The organism is Acinetobacter sp. 1130196 (genome assembly GCF_000588095.1).
Lineage (GTDB): Bacteria > Pseudomonadota > Gammaproteobacteria > Pseudomonadales > Moraxellaceae > Acinetobacter > Acinetobacter nosocomialis.
This window is the reverse complement of sequence record NZ_JFWX01000037.1, coordinates 1-24,875: the sequence shown is the minus strand read 5'-3', so window position 1 is coordinate 24,875 and position 24,875 is coordinate 1. Positions and strand designations below refer to the sequence as shown.

The window sequence follows — 24,875 nt, the reverse complement described above, 5'->3', positions numbered from 1 at the left end:
GTTACTCCTTAAGCTTTAAACAGCCCTTGCTTCTCAATAAATTGAATAATTTCTTCAAGCCCATCTTGTGTTTTCATGTTTGAAAATAAAAATGGTTTTTCACCACGCATACGTTTCGCATCTTGGTCCATCACATCAAGATTTGCACCAACCATAGGTGCAAGGTCAGTTTTATTAATAATCAGTAAATCTGACTTGGTAATACCCGGCCCACCTTTACGTGGAATTTTTTCACCACCTGCCACGTCAATAACATACAAGGTTAAATCAGAAAGTTCTGGGCTAAATGTTGCGGCCAAATTATCGCCACCGCTTTCAATAATAATGAGTTCTAAGCCATCAAATTTCTCACACAAATCATCAATCGCGGCCAAGTTAATTGAGGCATCTTCACGAATTGCTGTATGAGGGCAACCACCTGTTTCCACACCCACAATACGATCTGGTGACATCGCTTCATTACGGGTTAAAAAGTTTGAATCTTCTTTGGTATAAATATCATTTGTCACTACAGCCATATTGTATTTATCACGTAAGGCACGGCATAAGTTAAGCGTAAGTGCTGTTTTACCTGAACCGACTGGTCCGCCAATTCCAACTCGTAATGGACTACGTTCTGTCATGATTTTTATCCTTTTATTTCCTAATTTTAAGATCTGAATAATCGTGAATATTGTGTTTCGTGTTTCATACTCAGCATGGCATAGCGAGGTAAAGCACTACTCAGTTGCTCATCTTTAAGTTTTAAAGCCTTCTCTACAGCGTGTGGTACTCGCCCATGCAAATGCCACAAAATTCTTTGTCCTGCCATTTGTCCCAATGGGACTGTTTTTACGGCTGCTAAAACCTGATTTTCTAAAACAGTAAAGGTATACGCCGTGAGTACATCAATATCTTTAAGCTCTAAACGCCCACAAAGCTGTGCATAGACAGGTACAAAACCAAACTGCTTTTTAACCTCAACTGGCTTTTTCAAAACATCTTTAATCCATGCATTTAAAGAAAATGCGAGTTGCTGAGATTCAGCAAGTAGCTCTTTACTTTCTCGGCTTGCCTTATACAAATGTGCCCAAGTCAAGAACTCGTCTGAGTCATCATAATGTTGCATAAGACGCTTAAGTACAGGTAACTCAAAGCGTACCAACAACATTTCAAGCACTTCTTCAAAGTAAGCAATGGCAGAGCTTTCATCGTGTATTAAGCCAATATCAATGGCTGTTTCTACACCTTGTGAATAACAATACGCTCCAACTGGCAATGCCGTCGAAGACAGTGTCAGCAGTTGAAGTAATTGCGCTGCGTTATGAATGGACATGGTGCAAAGCTTTGATTGGGCTTAAACGATGATCATGGCTATGCTGTGCATAGGCACCACTTTCAGGCTCGAACGGATGATCGGTTTCTGTCACAGTAAGCCCCAAACCTTCTACCATTTCAGCAAGTACATGATCAGGCTCAAAATATAAAGCTGTTGGTGTCAGCATTAATGGAACATGTCGGTTACCTAAATGATAGGCCGCTTTAAGCAAATCAAATTCAGTCTGAGCAGTAACTTGCATTAACCGTTCAGGTTTTGCATCAACTCGCAATACATCGCCCTCTTGCGTTGCAATATATGAACCACTACGCAAAATGCCAGTACGAGGCAAATCCGCACCGATATCTACGCCACTTGCTAAAGCCGCTCGAAAACGTGATTTCTGACGGGTATCAAACGTTAGCTCAACCGTTTCAAATGTCTGATCAGGAGAAATATCTTCAAGACGTTGGGTGTAAATTTTCATTTAGCTTTTCTCTCCTTACTTATTTCTTTCATATAAGTTAATGAGGCAAATCACCTCTATAAAATTCATTAAAATAAGAAATAACGCTGTGCCATTGGTAACACGTCAGCAGGCTCACACGTTAGTAATTCACCATCTGCTCGTACCTCGTAAGTTTCGGGATGCACATGCATAACTGGACAATATGTATTGTGTTTCATATCGGCTTTGGTAATTGAACGCGTATTTTTACATGGGCTAATTAACTTTTTCAGATTTAGTTTCTCAGCAACTTTTTCATCAATTGCTGCTTGAGATAAAAAGGTAATACAAGTGTTATGCACACCACGCGGATAAGCCCCAAACATTGGACGGTAATGCACAGGTTGAGGGGTTGGAATGGAAGCATTAATGTCACCCATCGGTGCAGCTGCAATCATGCCACCTTTAATAATCATGGAAGGTTTTACGCCAAAAAACGCAGGCTTCCATAACACTAAATCAGCAAGTTTTCCGACTTCAACCGAACCGATTTCATGGCTTAAACCATGGGTAATTGCTGGGTTAATTGTATACTTGGCAATGTAGCGTTTAACCCGATTATTATCATGAAGCTCATTGTCACCCTCTAATGGGCCACGTTGTACTTTCATTTTGTGGGCAGTTTGCCAAGTACGTAAAATGACTTCACCCACGCGCCCCATCGCCTGCGAGTCTGATGACATCATGGCAATTGCACCTAAGTCTTGTAAAATATCTTCGGCAGCAATAGTTTCACGGCGAATACGACTTTCCGCAAAAGCAATATCTTCAGCAATTGCAGGGTCTAAATGATGACAAACCATGAGCATATCTAAATGCTCGTCAATGGTATTAATGGTATAAGGTCGCGTTGGGTTGGTCGAAGATGGCAAGACATTACTTTGCCCAATTGCTTTTAAAATATCGGGAGCATGTCCACCACCTGCACCTTCAGTATGGTACGTATGAATGGTACGATCTTTAAAAGCTGCTAGGGTTTCCTCTAAAAAACCACCTTCATTTAAAGTATCCGTGTGAATTGCGACCTGAACATCAAACTCGTCTGCCACACTCAAGCAGTTATCAATTGCTGCTGGTGTTGAGCCCCAATCTTCATGTAATTTTAATCCAATTACCCCAGCCTTAATTTGCTCACGAATAGGGTCAGGTAAACTCAAATTCCCTTTGCCTAGCAGGCCAATATTCATAGGCAAATCATCAATCGCCTGCAACATGGTCGCAATATGCCAAGGCCCTGGAGTTACTGTGGTTGCCGAAGTTCCGGCTGCTGGTCCTGTACCCCCACCTACCATTGTTGTTGTCCCAGACATCAGCGCGGTTTCAACCTGCTGCGGGCAGATCCAGTGAATGTGGGTATCAATCCCCCCTGCCGTTAAAATTTGCCCTTCACCCGCAATCACTTCTGTTGCAGCACCTAAAGGAATAGTAATGTCAGGTTGAATATCGGGGTTTCCAGCTTTTCCTATTTTCCAGATTCGGCCATTTTTTAAACCTACATCGGCTTTAACAATTCCCCACCAATCCAGAATTAAAGCATTGGTTATGACTGTATCGGCAACTTCATCAGCTAAAAGTTGCGATTGTCCCATCCCGTCACGAATGACTTTACCACCGCCAAATTTAACTTCTTCACCATATGTCGTTAAATCTTGTTCAACCTCAATAAAAAGCTCTGTATCAGCTAGTCGAATACGATCTCCAACCGTTGGACCAAACATCTCAGCATATGCACGACGTGACATTTTCATACGATTAGTTCCTTATTTTTCTGATAGCAAAGCATAATATTTTGTCATCGGGATAAACCGGATTCCCCATTTTTCAGCAGCATCACCACTTACAATAAAACCAAATTTTTCATAGATATCTTGAGCATAAAAACTTGAATTCACCGTAATTTTTTCAACGTCTATATTTTCATTTTTAATTTTTTCTTCTATGAAATCCCAAAGTTGTCGCCCTAGACCTAGTTTCAAATATGTTTTTTTAATAAAAAAATGCATTAAATGTGAGGGTTCCATATAAGCGACTATACCCACGACCTGTTGATCAATCTCTCCAACAAAATAATGAATATCTTCTCGATCAAAAATTGTTTGTATGACTTCTGGTTTAAAGCGTGAGCGCCCTTCATCATTTGCAATCACTTGATCTACATATGGAGCAATTATGGCAACAATATTATCCGTGTCATCTTTCGTTGCTTTTCTAATCAACATTTTCATCCAAACGCCCCATTACCCGACCAGCAAAACCATATACTTCTCGCTTACCAGCTAAAGCAACAAGTTCCACTTCTCGGCTTTGCCCTGGTTCAAAACGTATCGCAGTACCCGCCGCAATATTTAAGCGAAAACCCTTTGCTATCTCACGATCAAACTGTAAGGCATCGTTTGCTTCATAAAAATGAAAATGTGAACCCACCTGAATAGGCCTGTCGCCAAGATTAGCCACCACAACTTTTAAAGTTTCTCGTCCGACATTCAGTTCAATATCAGTGTCTGGAGTAATAACTTCACCGGGGATCATAAGCGTTCCTTTTATACTATTGGCTGATGAACAGTGACTAATTTCGAACCGTCAGGAAAAGTTGCTTCGACCTGAACCTCAGCAATCATTTCCGCTACGCCATCCATAACATCTTCACGCTTTAATAAAGTCGTGCCAAAGTGCATAAGTTCACTCACCGTCATTCCATCTCGAGCACCTTCAAGTAAGGCTGCCGAAATAAACGCAACAGCTTCTGGATAATTCAGCTTTAAACCTCGTGCTTTACGACGCTCAGCCACCAAACCTGCGGTAAAAATGAGTAACTTATCTTTTTCTGTTGGATTGAGTTCCATATCTCTTTCCTAATAGCATCTAGTTTTCTTTAAGCAAAATGCGTGCTCAAAAGCAGCATACTTGTTTTAATCGTTTTTAAAATACGCAATTTAACGTAAATTAAGTTTTCCAAATTCTTGGGAATTCCTCATCTAAATCAAACCAATACCGTCTTAATCTTGCTCTTATAGCCGCGAAAGCATCATGGCAAACTCGCACATCATTTCCTAAAAACCGCGCACACAGCACATCTTCTAGTAACGTCAAAGTCACAGGCACATCCATACGCATAATGAGTTCACGAATGAGTTCAATATGTTGCTCTAAATAAAATGAAGAACGGAATTTTGCTGGCGGTACAGCCCAGAAACTTGCCATTACAGCCAGATTATTCATTCCTAAACATGAGCTTAACCAGCGATCTCCCCCCTCAAAATATAAAGTATCGGCAACTAGTAATTTATTCTCACGCCATAACTTAAATTGATTGTGATAACTTCCATGAACAAAATTCTCAGCTCGAGCCTGTCGGCCCAAAACCAGCATATCCCATCCAATAAAACTTGCTGTTTGTTCAAGGTGAATATGTGTTTCCGAATGTGCTACAGCACCATCAAATAACATCGTTTCTTGTGGCATCCACTCTAAAATAGAGTCATTTTTTACAGTCAGATAAATATGCTGAAAAGCCTGTTTACCATTGGTTCTATACCATTTCCCAGCTCCAGGTGTGGTAATAACTGCATGTGCCTGCTCTGCTGTTTCAATTTGGAAAGTAAGATGATCCCCTCCTGCAATTCCTGCTGGTGGATGAACAATAATAGCGTGGCAAACTCCAGTTTTTTCGGGCCAGAGCATTTTTTGCACCCGAACAGGGCCATGATGTTTTCTATGACTCATTATGGTGCGAGAATTTTTAAAACTAAAACCAAGCTCTAATTGTGCATACCAAAATGGTGCTAAAGAAGTCTGAGAAAATTGCTGAATCCGATTCATTTTGGCTCATTTTTAATAATGGCTTTTTTAGTAAGCAAAATATGCACCAAATACAAAAAGAGGTCATTACAAACTTAGAAACAATTTTTTTATTTTAATGAGTTAAAAAATAGTCAATGTCTAACATAAAACCACAGTAAAGCATGGAATTATTTATACAATAGCGCCCATCCTCGCTCTTATAAATTTTTTCCATGAAAATCTTTTTCGTGTTAGTACCTTTTGTATTTTTAACTGGGTGTATTTTTGGCCAATCTAGTGAGCTCAAACGTGCAGAAAAACTATTAAATAATTTTCAATGTAAAAATGTTGAAACCAGTGAAATGCCTACAAGCTCTATCAATTCTTATTACCAACAAACTTTAGCCGTGAGTAAAGATAAAGCGACCACTTATGTAGAAAGTTATAAAGAGGGTGAAGAATTATTCGCTATGCCTTTAGATGAAGTGGTAAAGAAGCAATATGAACTTTATAAAGCAGCATGCGACTCTCTAGGTGGAGTTTCTGCACAGCCATAATTAAAAACAGGTATCCATTAAATCGCCCGAATGGATACCTCTACCCCACCAACTTAATTTTAAAAATTACTATTAAAAGGTTCCTAATAAGCATTCACTTTACCTTTTGATAAAATTAAGCAACATAGTAACGCTTTTATTTTATTTTCTTTTTTTCTAGGCTTTAAATACTTTTTATTTTTTATTTTGAGGTTTTGGTCATTATGAAAAAATCATTATTAGCAATTGCACTTATGAGTACTCTCCTTGTCGCATGTAATAAACACGAAAATAAAACAGAGACAACTTCTGATGCATCTACCCCTGTACAAACTACTGAAGCAAGTAATGCTGTTGCCGTAGATACTGAACATACAGCAGAGAACTCTCTCGACTGGAATGGTAAATACAAAGGAACACTTCCTTGCGCAGACTGTGAAGGCATCAAAACTGAATTAAAATTAAAAGATGATAAAACTTATGAGTTGAATGAAACTTATTTAGGTAAAGGTGATACAAACCCATTTGAAACACACGGTAAGTTTGCTTTCGATAAAGACAATACTTCTGTTATTACCTTAGATGATAAAGCTCAAAACCGTAAATTCTTTATTGGTGAGAATACTGCTACTGCATTAGACATGGAAGGTAAAAAAGTTGAAGGTTCTTTGGCTGAACATTATGTGTTGAAAAAAGAAGACTAATAAATTTTTTCAATATAAATAAAAAAACCGCTCATTTGAGCGGTTTTTTATGAAGTCAATTCTTAGTGAGCTGAGAATTGGTTCATTGTGTTTTTAGAGTCATCACCAGCTTTAAGTGCGTTTTCACCAGCGAAGATTTCTTTGTGATCATCACCGATGTCTGAACCAGCCATTGCTTGGTGTTTCACACATGCGATACCGCCACGGATTTCTTTACGTTGTACGCCAGCAACATAAGCTAACATACCTTGATCACCGAAGTAACCTTGTGCCAATTCGTGAGTAGAAAGAGCAGCAGTGTGGTATGTAGGAAGTGTGATCAAGTGATGGAACACACCAGCTTCACGCGCAGCGTCTGCTTGGAAAGTACGGATTTTTTCATCAGCATCAGCAGCTAATTCAGTGTTGTCGTACTCAGCGCTCATTAATTTAGCACGGTCGTAAGCAGATACATCTTTACCTTCAGCAACCCAACGGTCATACGCTTGTTGACGGAAGTTTAAAGTCCAGTTGAATGATGGGCTGTTGTTGTAAACAAGCTTCGCATTTGGAACCACTTCTTTAACACGGTTAACCATGTGTGCAATTTCTTTTACGTTTGGAGTCGGAGTTTCGATCCAAAGTAAGTCAGCACCATTTTGAAGGCTAGTGATACAGTCAAGTACAACACGGTCAATCTGAGTACCTTCACGGAATTGATATAAACCAGAAGCTAAACGAGTTGGACGGTGTAACTTGCCATCACGTTTAATTAAGATTTCATCATCAGTTGCTTCAGAAATATCAATTTCTTGAGTGTCTAAGTAGCTAATATATTTAGAGGCGATGTCACCTGGTTCTTTAACTACTGGGATGCTTTGAGTAAGGTCAGCACCTTCAGAGTCAGTACGAGCAACAATAACGCCTTCTTCTACACCTAATTCTAAGAATGCATAACGAAGAGCATGGATCTTAGCGATGAAGTCAGCATGTGGAACAGTTACTTTACCAGCTTGGTGACCACATTGTTTTGCATCAGATACTTGGTTTTCGATTTGAAGCGCACAAGCACCAGCTTCAATCATTTTCTTAGCAAGTAAGTAAGTTGCTTCTTCGTTACCGAAACCAGCATCGATGTCCGCAATAATTGGCACAACGTGAGTTTCGAAGTTGTCGATTTGAGCTGTGATTTCAGCTACTTTCGCAGAGTCACCCGCTTCTTTTGCTTTGTTTAAAGCACGGAACAAGTCATTTAATTCTTTTGCATCAGCTTGACGTAAGAAAGTGTAGATTTCTTCGATTAAAGCAGGTACTGAAGTTTTTTCGTGCATAGATTGGTCAGGAAGTGGACCGAATTCTGAACGAAGTGCAGCAACCATCCAACCAGAAAGGTAGATATAACGTTTGCTAGTAGTACCGAAGTATTTTTTGTTAGCAATCATTTTTTGTTGAGCGATGAAACCATGCCAGCAACCTAATGATTGAGTATATTTGCTTGAATCAGCATCGTATTCAGCCATATCACGACGCATAATCGCAGCTGTATACTTAGCAATATCTAAACCTGTTTTGAAACGGTTTTGAAGTTGCATACGAGCAGCATCTTCTGGGCTAATGTCTGCCCAAGTGTTGCCGAATTTTGATTTTAATTCACGTACTGCATCAATCGCTGTTTGATATGTAGTCATGATATTGTCCTGTATTCATTTTAGGATTTCATCGATCGAAGCCTAGAGTCATGTTACTTAAATTTCTTATGACACCAGCTGCTTCTTCATGTACACAGCTTAGACTTAGCCAATCAATTAATCCAATATCCTTCGTTAATCTTCAGTATTTATTTAAAAAATATACCAATAAATCGATATTATAAGTAAAACTAAAAAACATAACACTTTGTTTATAAAAACAAAATAATCCTAAAGGAGTATAGTATTTTGATCAAAAAACTCTCCAAGTTTTATTTTTATACAGTTCTTAAGATTTTTCCATTCATTTTTAGTGTTAAAAGTCAATTGTAAATTAGGCGACTTTTGCCAATGAAAAAAGTCAATCAACATGCTAGAACAATACTAAATATTAATTAAAAATATTTCTTCCATAACTACAAATATAAAAACATATCAAAGATAACAAAATCGAGCATTTGAGGTGCTTTTCAGGCATACTTAATTTCAACAAAAAATGTCGTTTTTCTCATCATTTTTTCACACAATGTTCTTTAAATATGGCATAATTTGAAACAATTTTAGGGTTTTATTTTCGGTATTTTTTTTATGAATCTGGAGCGGGTAGATCTTAATCTATTAATATATCTTGATGTTCTTCTTCGTGAAAAAAATGTTACTCGCGCAGCCGAACAACTTGGTGTTACTCAACCTGCCATGAGTAATATTTTACGCCGTTTGCGTAATTTATTTAATGACCCTCTCCTGATCCGTTCATCTGAAGGGATGACGCCGACAGAACGTGCGCTTGAATTACAACCACGTATTCGCGATGCCCTTTCTGATCTTTCCATGATTTTGGAACCGCGTACCGAATTCCGCCCTTATACCAGTAATCGCGTTTTCCGTATTATGACTTCTGACTATGCAGAAGCAACCCTAGTTCCTCGTCTTGTTAAAGCTCTACGCTCTGAAGCACCCAACGTTGTACTCGATTTTCTCACTCCAAGTGACGTGTCATATAGAGACATGGAGCAAGGTAAAGTTGATCTAGCAATTAATCGCTTCAATGAAATTCCACAAAGCTTCCACCAAGTTTTAGTTTGGCGTGATAGCTTTAGCTGTATTTTAAATGACAAACACCCTGCTGTTACTCATTTAAACTTAAAAAGCTATTTAGATGCTCAACATATTTGGGTATCTAAAACTGGTATGGGTGTAGGTTTTGGGGTAAACCCTGACAAACAAGGTGGCCTAGGCTGGATTGATCAGGCATTAGAACGTATTGGTCAACGTCGTAAAATTTCTGTGTTTACGCGCCACTATCAAATGCCAGCATTACTTGCTCAAAATGTTGATTTGATTGCGACGCTTCCAACTCGAATGGCTCGTTTGCAAGCACAAAATCCAAAATTAGTCATTAAGGATCCACCGTTTTATATTCCTGAGTTCGAACTCAAGATGGCATGGTGTCCATTATTACATCATCATCCAGCTCATCGCTGGTTACGCCAACTTATTTTATTCGTTGCTCGCCAAATGATCGAAGAGGAAAATCGTGAATTCCTAACTAATAATTCACAATTTTCCCACTATTAAATAAATTTTAATTTAATTGTCTCTTTCAAACATTATCTTAAGCGCTGAGCAATCAATCTGATTACCTCAGCGCTTTTTTGTGTTAAAACATAGTCATAATAATGATGATCCTCGGGTGATTTGTGAGTCTCTTTCAAAATATCATTATCATCGTACTGCTCATCATCGCAGCAGGCTTTTTATCTTTAACTGAAATTGCTCTAGCTGGTGCCAGAAAAGTAAAGTTAAAAATTTTGGCCGAAGCTGGCGAAGAACGTGCTCAACAGGTACTTGATTTACAAGAACAATCTGCAGACTTTTTTGCAGCATCCCAAATTGGCCTAAATGCTGTCGCAATCTTAGGCGGTATCTTGGGTGAAGCTGCATTTCGTCCTTTCTTTGTCAACTTAGTTGACCGCTTTTACCAAGGTCCGTGGACGCAAACAATTGGTTTCGCCCTATCTTTCACCTTGGTAACTTCTTTATTTATTTTATTTGCCGATCTCATGCCAAAACGATTGGCAATGATTGCACCTGAAAAAATCGCAATTAGCGTGATTAATCCTATTCAGATTTTTATTAAAATCTGTAAGCCTTTAGCTTGGGGAATCAACGCAATTGCAAACTTGTTATTTCGCTTATTTAAAGTAAATACAACACGTGAAGATAATATAACTTTTGATGATATTTCAGCAGTTATGGATGCTGGTGCCCAAGCAGGCGTACTTCAGAAACAAGAACATCACTTTATTGAAAATGTATTTGAGCTTGAAGAACGCACAGTGCCGTCAAGTATGACAACGCGTGAAAATGTTGTGTATTTTACTTTAAATGAACATGAAGACAGCATTCGACAAAAACTAGCGGAATATCCTTATTCTAAATTTTTGGTTTGTAATGAAAATATTGATCAGGTTATTGGTTATGTAGATGCCAAAGATTTTTTAGTTCGTATTTTAAATAATCAATCGCCTACACAGTTAAATGAATCAACTATACGTAATGTTCTCATTATTCCTGACACTTTAACACTTTCTGAATTACTTGATCGCTTCCGCTCAACAAAAGAAAAATTTGCCGTTGTAATTAACGAATACGCGCTTGTGGTCGGTGTTATTACCTTAAGCGATATTATGATTACCGTTATGGGCGATTGGGTTACCCCAATTGAAGAAGAGCAGCAAATTATTAAACGTGATAATAATTCTTGGTTAATTGATGGAAGTACACCAATTGATGACCTAAGACATGCTCTAGAAATTGATGAAATGCCTGATGAAGAAAATTATGAAACATTAGCCGGATTTATGATGTACCGTTTACGCAAAATTCCTCGCCCCGCAGATTTTGTTGAATTCGGTGGTTATAAATTCGAAGTTGTCGATGTGGACCATTTTAAAATTGATCAGTTACTGGTAACACGTGTATTAGAAAAATCTGACCTCCCCTCAACACCAGATGAAAATTGATTTATTTTGGTGCAAAATATCCTGCTAATTAAAGCGGGATATTTTTTTAATAAAATAATTTTTAAACTCATACTTATTTTAAGATATTGTCATTTTAAAAGTTTAATTTATTATCTTAATCATATTTTTAAATATATAAATTAACTCTTTAATTAAAATAAAAATTTTTAATTAAATAGAAATAAAAATTTGCACATAAAGCATTTACAGCTTCCTCTTACTTATGTAACGTAGCTATAGCAAGCAATGTAAATGGGTATACTTCTCATTTCAGCATTCAAAAACAAATATAATTGTTAAAAATATATGATAATTCCAAATATGATAAAGGTTTTATATGCTCTAATAATAACTACTATATATTATAAATAGACTATACCAATAATATATATATTCAGTATTTTCCTAGAATATACCTTTCCAAGTGAATATATATTAACCAAATAAACTAAATATATTATTTGTCTTTTTAATAAAAATTCATAAGAATAATCAAAGTCAGAGTTTTGAATAAACTTGTTCAGTAAAACTAAAGGCAAAGGATTGATTGTATGCTGACATTACTTGGTGTTGGCATGATTTTATGCTTCATGTATTTAATCATGTCCAAACGTTTAAGCCCTATTATTGCTTTAATTCTTATCCCATTTATTTTTTCTCTTATCGCCTGGGGCCTTGGTCATTATTTTGAAAGCTTAAGTCATATTGAGCTTAAGGGTCTCAGCGAAATGATGCTAGAAGGCATCAAAAAACTTGCGCCTACTGGCGTAATGCTATTATTCGCGATTTTATATTTTGCCTTAATGATCGACGCAGGTCTTTTCGATCCTCCGGTTAAATGGATTTTGAAAAAAGTTAAAGGTGACCCTCTAAAAATTACATTAGGGACCGTTTTTTTAACTACATTAGTTTCTCTTGATGGTGATGGCTCGACTACATATATGATTTGTGTCGCAGCAATGCTTCCTCTCTATCAACGTCTAGGTATGAATACACTGATCATGACAGCACTTATGTTGTTATGTAGTGGTGTCATGAATTTAACACCATGGGGAGGCCCTACTGCTCGTGCAGCGAGTGCGCTTCAAGTCGACCCAAGCCATATTTTTGTACCAATGATCATTCCAATGGTGATTAGTATTGGCTGGTTATTCTTCTTGGCATATTTATATGGTCGTTATGAGCAAAAACGTCTAGGGGTAATTGAGCTTGAAAGTCACCATGGTGACAACATTACCGTTTCAAAAGATCCGGAAGCGACTCGTCCACATTTACGTAAAGTAAATATGGTACTTACCATTATTCTTATGATTGCGTTGATCAAAGGTATTTTACCAATGTCAGTGTTATTCATGCTGGCGTTCTGTATTGCGATGCTTATTAACTATCCAGATGTTGATATGCAGAAGAAACGTATCGCTATGCATGCAGATAGTATCTTGGCTGTTGTCGGTTTAATTTTTGCGGCAGGGATTTTTACAGGGATTTTATCTGGCACAGGCATGGTTGAAGCGATGTCTAAAGAATTTGTCGCAATGATTCCTGCAAGCATGGGACCATATCTTGCACCAATTACAGCGTTGGTAAGCATGCCTTTGACGTTCTTTATGTCAAACGATGCATTCTTCTATGGTGTATTGCCTATTCTTGCCGAAGCTGCTTCACATTATGGTATTAGTCCAGAAGCGATTGCTCGTGCTTCAATTGTAGGTCAACCTGTACACTTATTATCACCTCTTGTTCCATCAACTTACTTGTTATGTGGTCTTGCTAAAGTCGATTTTGCAGATCATCAAAAGTTCACTTTTAAATGGGCATTTATTACTTGTATGGTGTTAATGGGTACAGCTTTAGTGATTGGTGTTTTCCCACTTTTTAGTGCAATCTAAGCATATTCTGCTATAAAAAAAAAAGCCCCAATTGGGGCTTTTTTTTATTTATTCACATACTCAATCATGGCATCTAAGAACGCATGAAAGTGCAAGGTAATATCTTCTTCTAAAATTTTATAGGCATTATCAAATTGCACCATTGGCCAACCTTCTTTCCAAAATGGGAAGATATCATGTAAGTCATGGGTAACTATCCCATCTTCACGAACAATTGCTTGTGAAATTTGTGCCAAAACTTGCGCTGTTTCTGCCCCATCAATAGCTAAATAATCAATACCACGTGCTTTTAAAATACGAATTCGATCTTTTTTATAGCGAATTTTTTTAGCTTGAGCTGCATTTAAACCTAGTGCAAGAGTAACTGCTTCTACAAATTTCTCTTCAAAATTTGTATTTAGTGCTACCAAAGCCTGTTTATGCGCTTCCTGACGTCCTGCTTTCCCCCCGCTACGGATGATCTCATGTGCTTCCGTATCTAGCTTATCTTTTTTCATCGACTGTAAAATGTCTAAAATTTCGATATCGCTTAAAGATTCAGGAGATTGCTCAAACATAGGAGTCCTTATACATACAACTAAAGACACATTCTCTCATAAAAGCAATATTAAAGCAGAACAAAATTTTAAATGGTCGATTATCTTGACTATTTTTATAGTCCTAATCTAAGAGACTACATTCATAAAACCTGATAATTCTTTGGTTATGAATTTTACTATTTGCCAAATTAATTTTACCCTGATAATATTATTTTACCCTGATAAAAATATACGGCTAAAATGAATACTAAAATCACCTATACTGCTTTCACTGGAAGCACGTTTATTGCGAGTGACTCCCTTGTTGAACTTGCAAAAAAACTCAAAGAACTTCCGAAAACAACGGAAAATATTCTGATTTTTAATGATCAAACAGGTCAACAAATTGATCTTGACCTTTCTGGTTCGGAACAAGAATTTCAACAACGTTATGCTGAGCCGGAAGAAATTAAAAAAGTTGGACGACCTAAACTTGGCGTAATTTCGCGTGAAATCACTTTACAGAAAAAACATTGGGATTGGTTAGATCAACAAAGTGCGAGTGCATCAGCAGTGATTCGCAAGTTAATTGATAAAGAGTTAAATAACCCAAATTCGGAAGGCAATATTATGCTCGCCAAACAAGCCATCGATCGTTTTATGTCTGCCATGTTAGGTAATATGCCAAATTATGAAGAAGCAACACGTGCCTTATATCAAGGTGATCGAGATACATTTTTAAAGATGATTCAGAACTATCCTAAAGATTTAAGAGAATATTTAATGTTAAAAACTCAAAATATTTTCTAAACTCAATAAAAAAACCCGCTTACGCGGGTTTTTTTAGAACTCATTTTCAATCTATTAAAGACGAACCAATTCCACGATTTTTTCTACTGCTTCTTCCACAGTTTCAGCAGTTATCTCTGTATCTATACCTTCCACAGAAGTTGTGATAACCACAACACCCGTCTCACGTAATAGAACCAATTGCTCAGCTGTTAAGCTTGCTTTTGCAATTGCAACTACACCTTGCTGAATCAGCAAACTTTCTAAAGCTTGAGCTTTTTCAATTAATTGTGCAGAAACACCAATAGCGGCAGGTTTTTGACCTAAACGAGCAGCACGGTCTTCGGCAGTAACAGCATTGCTATGAGCAGTCCATTCTACAGCCGCCTCTACCATGCCCGCACCAACGGTCACGTTACTTAAACGGTCAATAAATATAAATGAACCTGTGTAACGCGAATCTTGATAACGGTCAAACACGACTGGAGCATCGAACTCAACCACAACATCCGCAATTGCATTTAACTCAAGCTCTTCGACCTGAGTATGCTCAAGTGTATTCACATTTACACGGTAGTGAATGTTCGTCACTTTTGCTGGAACGGTTTGTGTACCAATCTTAATATTGTACAACTTACCTTTTACAAGTGGATGCTCATTCATCCATACCACAGAAGCACGAACGCTACGTGAAATTAATGGTTGCTCACCTGCACGTACCAGCACGTTTCCGCGACTAATATCAATTTCATCATTTAACGTTAATGTAACTGCTTGGCCTGCAACTGCCTGCTCAAGGTTACCGTCAAAAGTAACAATTTCTTTAACTGTAGAACGCTTACCAGAAGGTAACGCTACAATTTCATCACCAACTTTAATTTCACCTAAAGCAACCGTACCCGCAAAGCCACGGAAATCGAGGTTTGGACGGTTCACATATTGAACTGGGAAACGGAATTCATGTTTATTTGACTCACGGCTAATTTCCACAGACTCAAGAATACTCATCAAAGTCTGGCCTTTATACCAAGGAGTATGAGCCGATGGATTTACAACGTTATCGCCATTCAAAGCAGAAATTGGAACAAATAAAATATTGGCTGGGCGACGATCACCTAACTGGCTCACGAATGCATCATATTCAATCTGAATTTCATTAAAGCGCTCAGGTGAATATTCAACCAAGTCCATTTTATTAATGGCAACTACAATATTCTTAATACCAAGCAAACTTGCAATAAATGTATGGCGACGAGTCTGAGTTTGTACACCATAACGTGCATCAATCAAAATGATTGCAAGATCAGCAGTCGATGCACCAGTTGCCATGTTACGGGTATATTGTTCATGTCCCGGTGTATCAGCAATAATAAATTTACGCTTTTCAGTCGAGAAATAGCGATAAGCTACATCAATGGTAATACCCTGCTCACGCTCGGCCTGCAAACCATCTACAAGTAATGCCAAGTCCGGTGCATCACCTGTTGTACCCACTTTCTTACTGTCACGTGTTACAGCTTGCAATTGATCTTCATAAATCAATTTTGAATCGTAAAGTAAACGGCCAATTAAGGTACTTTTACCATCATCTACATTACCGCAAGTCAAAAAGCGTAAAAGGTCTTTTTGTTCATGTTGTTTTAAATAAGCCAGAATGTCTTGGCTGATTAAGTCTGATTGATGAGACATTGCTCAAACTCCACAAATTTAGAAACTGTCTTAGAAATAGCCTTCTTGCTTTTTCTTTTCCATTGAGCCTGCTTCATCATGGTCAATCATACGACCTTGACGCTCAGAACTTGTTGCCAATAACATTTCCTGAATAATTTCTGGCAATGTATCAGCTTCAGACTCGACTGCACCTGTTAATGGATAACAGCCTAGCGTACGGAAACGTACAGACTTCATTTGCGGAACTTCACCCTCTTTTAAACGCATGCGTTCATCATCCACCATAATGAGCGTACCACTACGCTCAACCACAGGACGAACAGCAGAGAAATAAAGAGGAACAATTTGAATATTTTCTAAATAGATATATTGCCAAATATCTAACTCAGTCCAGTTTGATAATGGGAATACACGAATACTTTCGCCTTTGTTCACTTTACCATTGTAAAGATTCCAAAGTTCAGGACGTTGGTTTTTAGGATCCCAACGGTGCTTACTATCACGGAATGAATACACACGCTCTTTCGCACGTGATTTTTCTTCATCACGGCGCGCACCACCAAAAGCAGCATCAAATTGATATTTGTCCAGAGCCTGTTTTAAAGCTTGGGTTTTCATAATATCTGTATATTTTGAGCTACCATGATCAAATGGATTGATACCTGCTTCACGGCCTTCTTTGTTCTGATGAACAATTAAATCAAAGCCATGCGTTTTTGCCATGTTATCGCGAAACGCGATCATGTCTTTAAACTTCCATCCAGTGTCTACATGTAATAAAGGAAAAGGAAGCTTCGCAGGATAAAATGCTTTTAATGCAAGATGGAGCATTACAGCCGAGTCTTTACCAATTGAGTAAAGCATGACTGGGTTTTCAAATTCTGCCGCAACTTCACGAATAATATGAATACTTTCAGCTTCAAGTTGCTTGAGATGTGTAAGTCTTGATTCAGTCATGAACACGTCCTTCTCTATCCATTTTGCCCATAAAATCTAGAAGTGGTATTAAACCACCACTTAGAAGACCATGTGGAGGAACGAGTGCCATAACAACTCCAATTTTTTGTGATAAATAATCCAACCACAAGCCTTTATGAGGCTTATAGCATTAGTTATGCATTATAGTGATTTAAAACTGTTTTCTTTTGCTTGTTTTTTCATATTGATATTCAAATTCATCATATAAATGTAAGATACTGATTCGCATAGATAACATGTCCATCCTAGCTCGCATCGTTAACCGAAGCAAATCACGATCTCATCTTTAGATTTCTTTAAATACAATAAAAAAAGAGAAGCCATTTTAGCTTCTCTCTTTCTATAGCATTATTTAATTCTTAGAAACCAAACATTTTACGTTCTAACGGAATTTCAATACCAATAGATGCACCTGAATCATTACCCTCTAAATCAGAGTCACTAATCCAACCATTAATTTTTAATGGAAGATCTGGTTTGATGTAATGCGTCCAAGTTAAATCAAGCGCTTTAATTTTATCTTCTTTAGGGAAAGCTTTATTGATTGCCAAGTTAGATTCATTCACTTTAACAACCATTGCACGACCACTTAAGCGATTCATCGTGTCAAATCGAATATCGCCACCAACAGAATACATTTGACCATCACCACCCATTGCATGCCCTAGAGGGAAACCATGCTGGTAATAACCATCTGTATAAATATAATGGTTATAAGAAATTCCTTTTACATCGCCATTAGTACGTGTATCTGCCCATTCAGCATAAAGTTGATAAGGCATATTTTTATAGCTAGAAGAATAATCAGCACCAGCTAAATACATTTTCTTCGATGGTAAGTGCCCCGCTTCATCTTCACCTACATATTGACCATAAATACCAACAGGGGCATTTAAAAGTGATTGAAGATTTAAACGAGCATCAAATCCAGCAATTTGATTAGATCTGTCTTCAGCTGCATCATAAACATTATCATTACCTTTAATTGCATTCCATAATGAGTTCCAACTTTCAGAACGCCCTTCACCACCCCATTGTAAAGTTCGTGAAGCACCTAGTTCCAAGTAAGGTAATGGACTTGCAGTAACACGCAAACCTAATAACTTAGCATGTGGAATAGCTTTATAATCATCTAACTGACCTGCAAATAGTTGGTATTGCCAAGGCCCAATCCAAGATAACCATTTGGTATCAAATGCATTTTGTATAGCTCTTTGAGCTGTCACCCCATAAACAGGACGACTTGCATCACCACGGATTAAACTACCATCATGCCCAGGTCCCCACCATGTTGGAATTTGACCGGCAACAACCCATTGGTTCCAGATTTTACCAGCGACATACGAACCTTCCACATTGGCATCATGACCATTATCAATTTGCGGATCTTTTTCTGCGTTTACACGGATTTTTGCATCCCAGTTTTCACCACCAGCATTAAACTCTACAGAGCCTTGATACTGTGATTTATGATTATTCCCAAATGCTTGAGGAATATCTTTGATATCTGTTCCAGCAAAAGCACCCACTTTAACTGTATCGTTATCTGCCTTTAATGCATTGAGAACTGAGTTAATAACTTTTTGTTGAGCTGGATGTGTTACTTTAGCCTGAGAGAGTGCACGCTGAATTTCATCACCACTTAAAGGCCAAGTAGAAGTACTGATGTTAATGACACCTTGCTGATTTAACCAATTTAAATCTGTACGTAAATCATCATTATTAAGCACCAAACCTTGGGCAAAAACAGCTGATGAGGCAGTAGCTAATAATGCAATTGAAAGTGTTTTTCTTAAAAACATGTCAGCACAATTCTCAAAGTTATTTATGAGCAACACATTAATTTTTTTATTGCAAATTTGCAATTGTTAAACTGTGCAATTACATTTTTTAACGAGGTCTTAAGTTTTCTATAATTTAAGTTTTTTTTATATATAAATAGTTAATAAAAAAGGCAGTTTACACTGCCTTTTTTATTGAATATTAAATTAACCTTCTTTACGACGCATATGCGGGAATAAAATTACATCACGAATACTTGGCGCATCTGCAAAAAGCATAACCAAACGGTCAATACCAATACCTTCACCCGCTGTTGGAGGTAAACCATATTCAAGCGCTTCAACAAACTCTGCATCGTAATGCATTGCTTCATCATCACCTGCATCTTTTTCCGCAACCTGAGCTTGGAAACGTTCAGCCTGATCAATCGGATCATTTAACTCGCTAAAGCCATTTGCCAATTCACGTCCGCCGATGAAAAATTCAAAACGATCGGTAATGTGCGGATTGTCATCATTACGACGAGCGAGTGGAGAAGTCTCGGCTGGATATTCAGTAATAAAAGTAGGTTGACGGAGTTTAGTCTCAACCGTTTCTTCAAATACAATTGTTTGAAGTTTACCTAAACCGAAACCAGGTTTAACTTCTTCTTTCAGCTCTTCACGCACAAATTTTGCAAGGAACTCACGATCACCTACATTTTCAGGTGTGAACTGAGGGTTATTCTCTAAAATCGCATCGAACATAGAGATTTTCTTGAATGGCCCTTTAAAGCTAAACACTTCACCTTGGTAAGGCACATCAGTCGTACCTAAAATATCAAGAGCTAGCTTTTCAAGCATGTTTTCAGTTAAAGCCATCAAGTCTTTATAATCAGCATAAGCTTGATAAAACTCGATCATTGTAAATTCAGGGTTGTGACGCGTTGACACCCCTTCATTACGGAAGTTACGGTTAATTTCAAACACGCGCTCAAAACCACCAACAACCAAACGCTTTAAGTAAAGCTCAGGTGCAATACGCAAGAATAATGGCATATCTAGAGCATTGTGATGCGTTTCAAACGGACGTGCAGACGCACCACCTGGAATCACATGCATCATTGGCGTTTCAACTTCCATGAAACGTTCATTTGTTAAAAATGCGCGAATACCTGCAACAACTTTGGCACGAATTTCAAAAGTCTTACGGGTTTCTTCATTTACGATTAGATCAAGGTAACGTTTACGGTATTTAACTTCTGTATCGTTCAAACCATGAAATTTATCTGGCAACGGACGAAGTGATTTTGTAAGAAGTTCAAAACCTTCAAGGTGTACATACAAGTCACCTTTGCCTGAACGACCAATATAACCTTCAGCAGCAATAATGTCGCCTAGGTCTAAACCTTTAATCGTTTCAAGCGTATCTTTTGGTAAACCTTTACGGTCAACATATAACTGAATGCGACCAGTCATATCTTGAATCACCATAAAAGAACCACGGTTTAACATGACACGGCCAGCGACTTTTACATATACATGTTCAGCGCTTTCAATTTGTTCTTTCGACTGATCTTTAAATTGTTCTTGTAGATCAGCAGCGTAATGTTCACGTTTGAATGTATTTGGCCAAGGACTCTTTCCAGTATCCTTTGCAACATCTTGGATTTGCTTTAATTTGGCATGACGCTGTGCAATTAAATCGTTTTCGGAAATAGTTGGTTCAGAAGTCGATTGAGCGTTTTGTTGCGTCATCTCTGCCTCGATTAAGTAAAAATGAAGTGGCATAGCTTAACAGATTGCTGAGGTTTTTCGAATGATTTCAATCAAACAAAAATGAAAAAAGTCAAAGCCATCAAATTAAAGGCGGTTTGAATGATGAAAATTAGTTAGACCAATCGCTAAGATCATTTTTTTTAGCTTTAAGTAAAATATAAAAAAATCCAAATAACCTCGATTTTTAAAAGGCCTATTTTGCCTTTTATTTTATCTATGAGATTGTGTAGCAAATAATGAAAATTCTATTTTTACATGGCTTGGATTCTTCTCGTGAATCAACAAAATTCCATGCCATCTTGCATCCTGAAAAATTTTGTATTGATGTGGATTATCGTAACTTGAGTTATGCCTCAGTGAAGGACTTTTATCATCAAGCAATTGAAACGATTAAACCAGATTTATTAGTTGGTCATAGCCTTGGTGGCTATTGGGCTTTAAAAACAGCTGCTCAACATAAGTTAGCTGTTGTTGTTGCCAATCCAAGCCTTAATCCTAGTTTTCGTAATGATTATCCCGACCTTTGTGATGAAGATCTTGATCACTCTAATCCTAAAATGGCTTATTTAGAATTAGGAGACGAGCAACTTGATATGTACCAAGTACAGGAAAAGCTTTCACCTTATATGACAGTAGAAACATATGACGGAGGCCATCATCGTCTTGCTTATCCTTCTCGTCTCAATGATCTTATTTCTAAAATTCATAAAAAATACTTTGCCTAAACAATTAACTGAATAAGATAAATTAACTTCCTTCAGCAATATGTTTTACAACTTCAAAACCTTGAACAAAGCCACTTTTTAACATACCGATATATTCAGGTAAGGTGGCCAATTCAACTTTTAAAGTTGTAGTATTCCCATTTTGGCTTAAAAAATATTTTTCTAACGAACCACTCCAGCTTTTCACCTCTTCACTTTCTAAGTCTTCTTTTCCTTCTTTAATCATTCCTAAATGTTTAAAAATTAATACTTCAGGCTTTTTCATTTCTTCAATGGTTGAAACCATTCCATTTCCTTCTCCGTCTAGAAAATATGTATTACCGCCAACTTTCCAGTCCGTCTTCATTGAAGAATCCGGTGCAAAGAATTTTGTCCATGCATTATATGTCTCGCTATTCCAGAGTATGTCCCATACTTTTTCTATAGGCGCATTAATTTCTACTTCATATACTAGAATTTCCATATTCAATTTCCTTATCTCTGTTACTCAAGTGTTCAATAAACTTTCTCGTTTTATATAAACATCAATTTATCTGTCTATTTATTAATCAGCTTATGTTTTTAAGAGCTTTATTTATATAAATGCTTTGTTCTTTTTGTAACCCTTCATATCACGTAAGGTCTTATTACATTAGTGAGTGAATAAAAACATATGATTTATTATGCGTTTAAGTGGAAGTTTTGCCTAAATAACCACTTATTTGTCTCGATATGCCATTCATCTTTGCTTACGAATGATTAAACTCCCTTATGTGCTTTACTTTAAATGTAGAACTGCGTAAAAATTTGATACCCGATCAAAGCTACATTAGTTATTATTGAACGGATCGTAGTTACATTATTAATAGATGGAATAGTTTTACTGAAAGGCAGCTTTGAGCAAACTTATCAGTGCGGAGAGTCTCATGAAAAAATATCAATGTATCGTTTGTGGATGGATTTACGATGAAGCAGAAGGTTGGCCACAAGACGGCATTGCAGCTGGAACAAAATGGGAAGATATCCCTGATGATTGGACTTGCCCTGATTGTGGCGTTTCAAAAGCTGACTTTGAAATGATCGAGATCTAATGTCTTAAATTAAAAGGCCATGATTTACATGGTCTTTTTTATATATCACCAATCACCGTATTAAATGAACAATTCTAATTCTGGAGAAAAAAATGCATCCAATCGTCATTATCGGATCAGGCATGGCGGGTTATACCTTAGCACGTGAGTTCCGTAAGCTTAACCCAGAGCAAGAACTTGTGATGATTTGTGCGGATGATGCAGTGAACTATGCAAAACCAACGTTATCTAACGCTTTTGCAGGTAAAAAGGCTCCAGAACAGATTCCTTTAGGTGATGCCGCAAAAATGAGTGCGCAGCTCAATATGCGTATTGAACCTTTTACATGGGTAAAAGAAATTTTAGCTGAGCGTCATGAGCTTGTTCTGGAAAAAGATGGGGTAACTTCAAATCAGCCGTATTCAAAACTGATTTTAGCCGTTGGTGCTAACCCGATTCGTCTTGCAATTGCAGGTGATGGCAGTGATGACATTCATGTGGTGAACTCTCTTATTGATTATCGTTCTTTCCGTGAAAATCTAGCTCAGCGCAAAGATAAACGTGTTGTGATTTTGGGTGCTGGTTTGATTGGTTGTGAATTTGCCAATGACTTACTTCATAGCGAATATGATGTAACGGTAATTGATTTAGCGCCTCAACCGTTAGGCCGTTTATTACCTTCACACATTGCTTCAGCTTTCCAAGAAAATCTTGAAGAAGCTGGGGTTAAATTTGCATTAGGCACAACCGTTGAAAAAGTAAGTAAAATCAATAACGGTGAAGATTACGCGGTTACATTGGCAAATGGTCAGACTTTGGTCGCTGATATTGTGCTTTCAGCCATTGGCTTACAACCGAATATTTCTCTTGCTCAAAGCGCAAATATTCAAACTAGCCGTGGTGTAATTACCAATAGCTTGCTTAAAACCAATAAAGCCGATATTTATGCAATTGGTGACTGTGCAGAAGTGAACGGTACCCTGCTTCCTTATGTAATGCCAATTATGCAACAAGCGCGTGCTCTAGCAAAAACATTAAGCGGTCAACAGACAAATGTACATTACCCCGCTATGCCAGTTGCGGTAAAAACTCCGGCTGCACCGCTTACAGTTTTACCGGCTCCGGTTGATGTCGATGTAAATTGGGAAACTGAAGAATTCGACGATGGTATGCTTGCCAAAGCAATTGACAATGAAGGAACATTGCGTGGTTTCGTATTGTTAGGTGCAACAGCAGGCAAGCAACGTTTAACGTTAACTAAGCTTGTTCCAGATCTTATTCCTGCCCAAGCATAAGGTTTAAATTGGGAATGCTCGCTCGAGAGTATTCCCTTCAAGGAATGCATAACATGAATAGCGCCTTACAATTTAGTATTTCACCCTACACTCCTTTTATGCAAGAAACTAAAGTCAACTTAGGCAATGGTATTGAATTGCATGTAGAAGTAGGAGGAAAAGCAGAACATCCCACCATTTTGCTGATTATGGGTCTAGGTGCCCAAATGCTATTTTGGCCGGACTTTTTCTGTAAATCGCTCATTGATCAAGGTTTTCGTGTTATTCGTTTTGATAACCGTGATATTGGCCTTTCTTCGAAAGTACGTCATCAGGGTAAACGTTTAAATACCATGAAATTGATGGGGCGCTTTGCTTTAGGGTTAAGTAATCAAGGTGCACCTTATACGCTCTATGATATGGCAGATGATGTATCGATGCTTCTCGACCGTTTAGGCATAAGTAAAGCGCATGTGATCGGTGCCTCAATGGGCGGCATGATTGCTCAGATACTTGCTGCAAAATATCCGGAAAAAGTAGAAAAATTAGGTTTAATGTTTACAAGTAACAACCAACCGTTTTTACCTCCACCGTTTCCTAAACAACTTTTAAGCTTAATTGGCAAGCCAGAATCACGTGATGAAGAAGGGATTGTTAACCACAGCTTAAAATTATTCCAATTGATTGGTTCTCCTGGTTATATTAACCATATTGAAGCTGTACAAACTGCACGAAAACTTTATCAACGTAGCTATTATCCTGCTGGTGTACTTCAACAGTTTTTAGCAATATTATGTACAGGTTCCTTACTGCAACTGGACCGTGAAATTAAGCAACCCACTATAGTCTTACATGGCTCGCGTGACCGCTTACTTCCACCAAGCCACGGTAAGGCTGTAGCAAAAGCAATTTCCGGTGCTAAGTT

Annotated in this window: 26 protein-coding genes; 10 read left to right on the top strand and 16 right to left on the bottom strand. The window is 37.7% G+C overall.

The genetic code is table 11. The annotated features are described in order from the left end of the window. Positions 1-8: 8 nt before the first annotated feature. From ureG to J671_RS19760, 8 genes are all read right to left on the bottom strand, one after another. Positions 9-623 carry an urease accessory protein UreG gene (ureG, locus tag J671_RS19795; protein ID WP_000140200.1) on the bottom strand — a complete coding sequence of 205 codons (615 nt, stop codon included), beginning with the start codon at positions 621-623 and terminating at the stop codon, positions 9-11. Positions 624-649: 26 nt separating this feature from the next. Beyond that, a complete protein-coding gene (locus tag J671_RS19790; protein WP_002060172.1) occupies positions 650-1,315 on the bottom strand; it encodes an urease accessory protein UreF in 666 nt (221 codons plus the stop codon). Beyond that, positions 1,302-1,784 (bottom strand): urease accessory protein UreE, encoded by a 483-nt coding sequence (gene ureE, locus J671_RS19785; protein ID WP_002126865.1) that lies wholly within the window; start codon positions 1,782-1,784, stop codon positions 1,302-1,304. The genes J671_RS19790 and ureE overlap by 14 nt, the downstream gene beginning before the upstream one ends. Positions 1,785-1,852: 68 nt before the next feature. After that, positions 1,853-3,553, bottom strand: coding sequence for an urease subunit alpha (ureC, locus tag J671_RS19780; protein WP_004888209.1), 1,701 nt, complete (start codon positions 3,551-3,553; stop codon positions 1,853-1,855). Between the two features lie 12 nt (positions 3,554-3,565). After that, complete coding sequence (locus J671_RS19775; RefSeq protein WP_004888210.1) at positions 3,566-4,024, bottom strand: GNAT family N-acetyltransferase; 459 nt, start codon at positions 4,022-4,024, stop codon at positions 3,566-3,568. Beyond that, positions 4,014-4,334 (bottom strand): urease subunit beta, encoded by a 321-nt coding sequence (locus tag J671_RS19770; RefSeq protein WP_004888211.1) that lies wholly within the window; start codon positions 4,332-4,334, stop codon positions 4,014-4,016. The genes J671_RS19775 and J671_RS19770 overlap by 11 nt, the downstream gene beginning before the upstream one ends. A gap of 11 nt (positions 4,335-4,345) precedes the next feature. Further along, complete coding sequence (gene ureA / locus J671_RS19765; protein ID WP_002054385.1) at positions 4,346-4,648, bottom strand: urease subunit gamma; 303 nt, start codon at positions 4,646-4,648, stop codon at positions 4,346-4,348. A gap of 100 nt (positions 4,649-4,748) precedes the next feature. Then, on the bottom strand, positions 4,749-5,624 hold the full coding sequence (locus J671_RS19760; protein ID WP_004888212.1) for an urease accessory protein UreD: 876 nt from the start codon (positions 5,622-5,624) through the stop codon (positions 4,749-4,751). A gap of 194 nt (positions 5,625-5,818) precedes the next feature. Between J671_RS19760 and J671_RS19755 the strand changes: the two genes are divergently transcribed. After that, on the top strand, positions 5,819-6,142 hold the full coding sequence (locus J671_RS19755) for a hypothetical protein (protein ID WP_004888213.1): 324 nt from the start codon (positions 5,819-5,821) through the stop codon (positions 6,140-6,142). Between the two features lie 203 nt (positions 6,143-6,345). Further along, the gene (locus tag J671_RS19750) at positions 6,346-6,825 is read left to right on the top strand and encodes a copper resistance protein NlpE (protein ID WP_004888215.1); all 480 of its coding nucleotides are present in this window, start codon (positions 6,346-6,348) and stop codon (positions 6,823-6,825) included. A 62-nt stretch (positions 6,826-6,887) separates the two neighbouring features. Here the strand turns inward: J671_RS19750 and J671_RS19745 are convergent, their stop codons facing one another. Continuing rightward, on the bottom strand, positions 6,888-8,492 hold the full coding sequence (locus J671_RS19745) for an isocitrate lyase (RefSeq protein ID WP_002054455.1): 1,605 nt from the start codon (positions 8,490-8,492) through the stop codon (positions 6,888-6,890). Positions 8,493-9,080: 588 nt separating this feature from the next. On the opposite strand from J671_RS19745, the gene J671_RS19740 reads away from it, so the two are divergent. The 3 genes from J671_RS19740 to J671_RS19730 all read left to right on the top strand — a co-directional run bounded on the left by J671_RS19740 (position 9,081) and on the right by J671_RS19730 (position 13,407). Beyond that, positions 9,081-10,070 carry a LysR family transcriptional regulator gene (locus J671_RS19740; protein WP_001047619.1) on the top strand — a complete coding sequence of 330 codons (990 nt, stop codon included), beginning with the start codon at positions 9,081-9,083 and terminating at the stop codon, positions 10,068-10,070. Between the two features lie 122 nt (positions 10,071-10,192). Beyond that, a complete protein-coding gene (locus J671_RS19735; RefSeq protein ID WP_002054376.1) occupies positions 10,193-11,518 on the top strand; it encodes a hemolysin family protein in 1,326 nt (441 codons plus the stop codon). 551 nt (positions 11,519-12,069) lie between these two features. After that, complete coding sequence (locus tag J671_RS19730) at positions 12,070-13,407, top strand: CitMHS family transporter (protein ID WP_002054475.1); 1,338 nt, start codon at positions 12,070-12,072, stop codon at positions 13,405-13,407. 44 nt (positions 13,408-13,451) lie between these two features. Here J671_RS19730 and J671_RS19725 read toward each other — a convergent pair whose 3' ends face one another. Continuing rightward, positions 13,452-13,964 carry a hypothetical protein gene (locus tag J671_RS19725; RefSeq protein ID WP_002054476.1) on the bottom strand — a complete coding sequence of 171 codons (513 nt, stop codon included), beginning with the start codon at positions 13,962-13,964 and terminating at the stop codon, positions 13,452-13,454. Between the two features lie 222 nt (positions 13,965-14,186). Here J671_RS19725 and J671_RS19720 point away from each other — a divergent pair, with 222 nt between their 5' ends. Further along, positions 14,187-14,735, top strand: a complete 549-nt coding sequence (locus tag J671_RS19720) for a DUF2239 family protein (protein WP_004888216.1) — start codon at positions 14,187-14,189, stop codon at positions 14,733-14,735. Between the two features lie 54 nt (positions 14,736-14,789). Here J671_RS19720 and cysN read toward each other — a convergent pair whose 3' ends face one another. The 5 genes from cysN to lysS all read right to left on the bottom strand — a co-directional run bounded on the left by cysN (position 14,790) and on the right by lysS (position 20,881). Further along, positions 14,790-16,403, bottom strand: a complete 1,614-nt coding sequence (gene cysN / locus J671_RS19715) for a sulfate adenylyltransferase subunit CysN (protein WP_004888218.1) — start codon at positions 16,401-16,403, stop codon at positions 14,790-14,792. A gap of 30 nt (positions 16,404-16,433) precedes the next feature. Further along, positions 16,434-17,342, bottom strand: a complete 909-nt coding sequence (gene cysD / locus J671_RS19710) for a sulfate adenylyltransferase subunit CysD (RefSeq protein ID WP_000140408.1) — start codon at positions 17,340-17,342, stop codon at positions 16,434-16,436. Further along, on the bottom strand, positions 17,335-17,466 hold the full coding sequence (locus J671_RS25385; RefSeq protein ID WP_002054314.1) for a hypothetical protein: 132 nt from the start codon (positions 17,464-17,466) through the stop codon (positions 17,335-17,337). The genes cysD and J671_RS25385 overlap by 8 nt, the downstream gene beginning before the upstream one ends. Before the next feature lie 256 nt (positions 17,467-17,722). Beyond that, entirely contained in the window at positions 17,723-19,165 is a 1,443-nt protein-coding gene (locus tag J671_RS19705) for a capsule assembly Wzi family protein (protein WP_004888221.1), read from the bottom strand. A 186-nt stretch (positions 19,166-19,351) separates the two neighbouring features. Further along, the gene (lysS, locus tag J671_RS19700) at positions 19,352-20,881 is read right to left on the bottom strand and encodes a lysine--tRNA ligase (protein ID WP_002054306.1); all 1,530 of its coding nucleotides are present in this window, start codon (positions 20,879-20,881) and stop codon (positions 19,352-19,354) included. A 257-nt stretch (positions 20,882-21,138) separates the two neighbouring features. On the opposite strand from lysS, the gene J671_RS19695 reads away from it, so the two are divergent. Next, a complete protein-coding gene (locus J671_RS19695) occupies positions 21,139-21,627 on the top strand; it encodes a YqiA/YcfP family alpha/beta fold hydrolase (RefSeq protein WP_000697206.1) in 489 nt (162 codons plus the stop codon). 22 nt (positions 21,628-21,649) lie between these two features. Here the strand turns inward: J671_RS19695 and J671_RS0104910 are convergent, their stop codons facing one another. Then, positions 21,650-22,090, bottom strand: a complete 441-nt coding sequence (locus J671_RS0104910) for an SRPBCC family protein (RefSeq protein ID WP_004888223.1) — start codon at positions 22,088-22,090, stop codon at positions 21,650-21,652. Positions 22,091-22,532: 442 nt separating this feature from the next. Here J671_RS0104910 and rubA point away from each other — a divergent pair, with 442 nt between their 5' ends. The 3 genes from rubA to J671_RS19680 form a co-directional block, all read left to right on the top strand. Next, on the top strand, positions 22,533-22,697 hold the full coding sequence (rubA, locus tag J671_RS19690) for a rubredoxin RubA (RefSeq protein WP_000760495.1): 165 nt from the start codon (positions 22,533-22,535) through the stop codon (positions 22,695-22,697). 92 nt (positions 22,698-22,789) lie between these two features. Continuing rightward, positions 22,790-23,971 (top strand): rubredoxin reductase RubB, encoded by a 1,182-nt coding sequence (rubB, locus tag J671_RS19685; protein WP_031983163.1) that lies wholly within the window; start codon positions 22,790-22,792, stop codon positions 23,969-23,971. Between the two features lie 53 nt (positions 23,972-24,024). Further along, a partial coding sequence (locus J671_RS19680; RefSeq protein WP_050675056.1) for an alpha/beta fold hydrolase occupies positions 24,025-24,875 on the top strand: 851 nt, incomplete at its 3' end.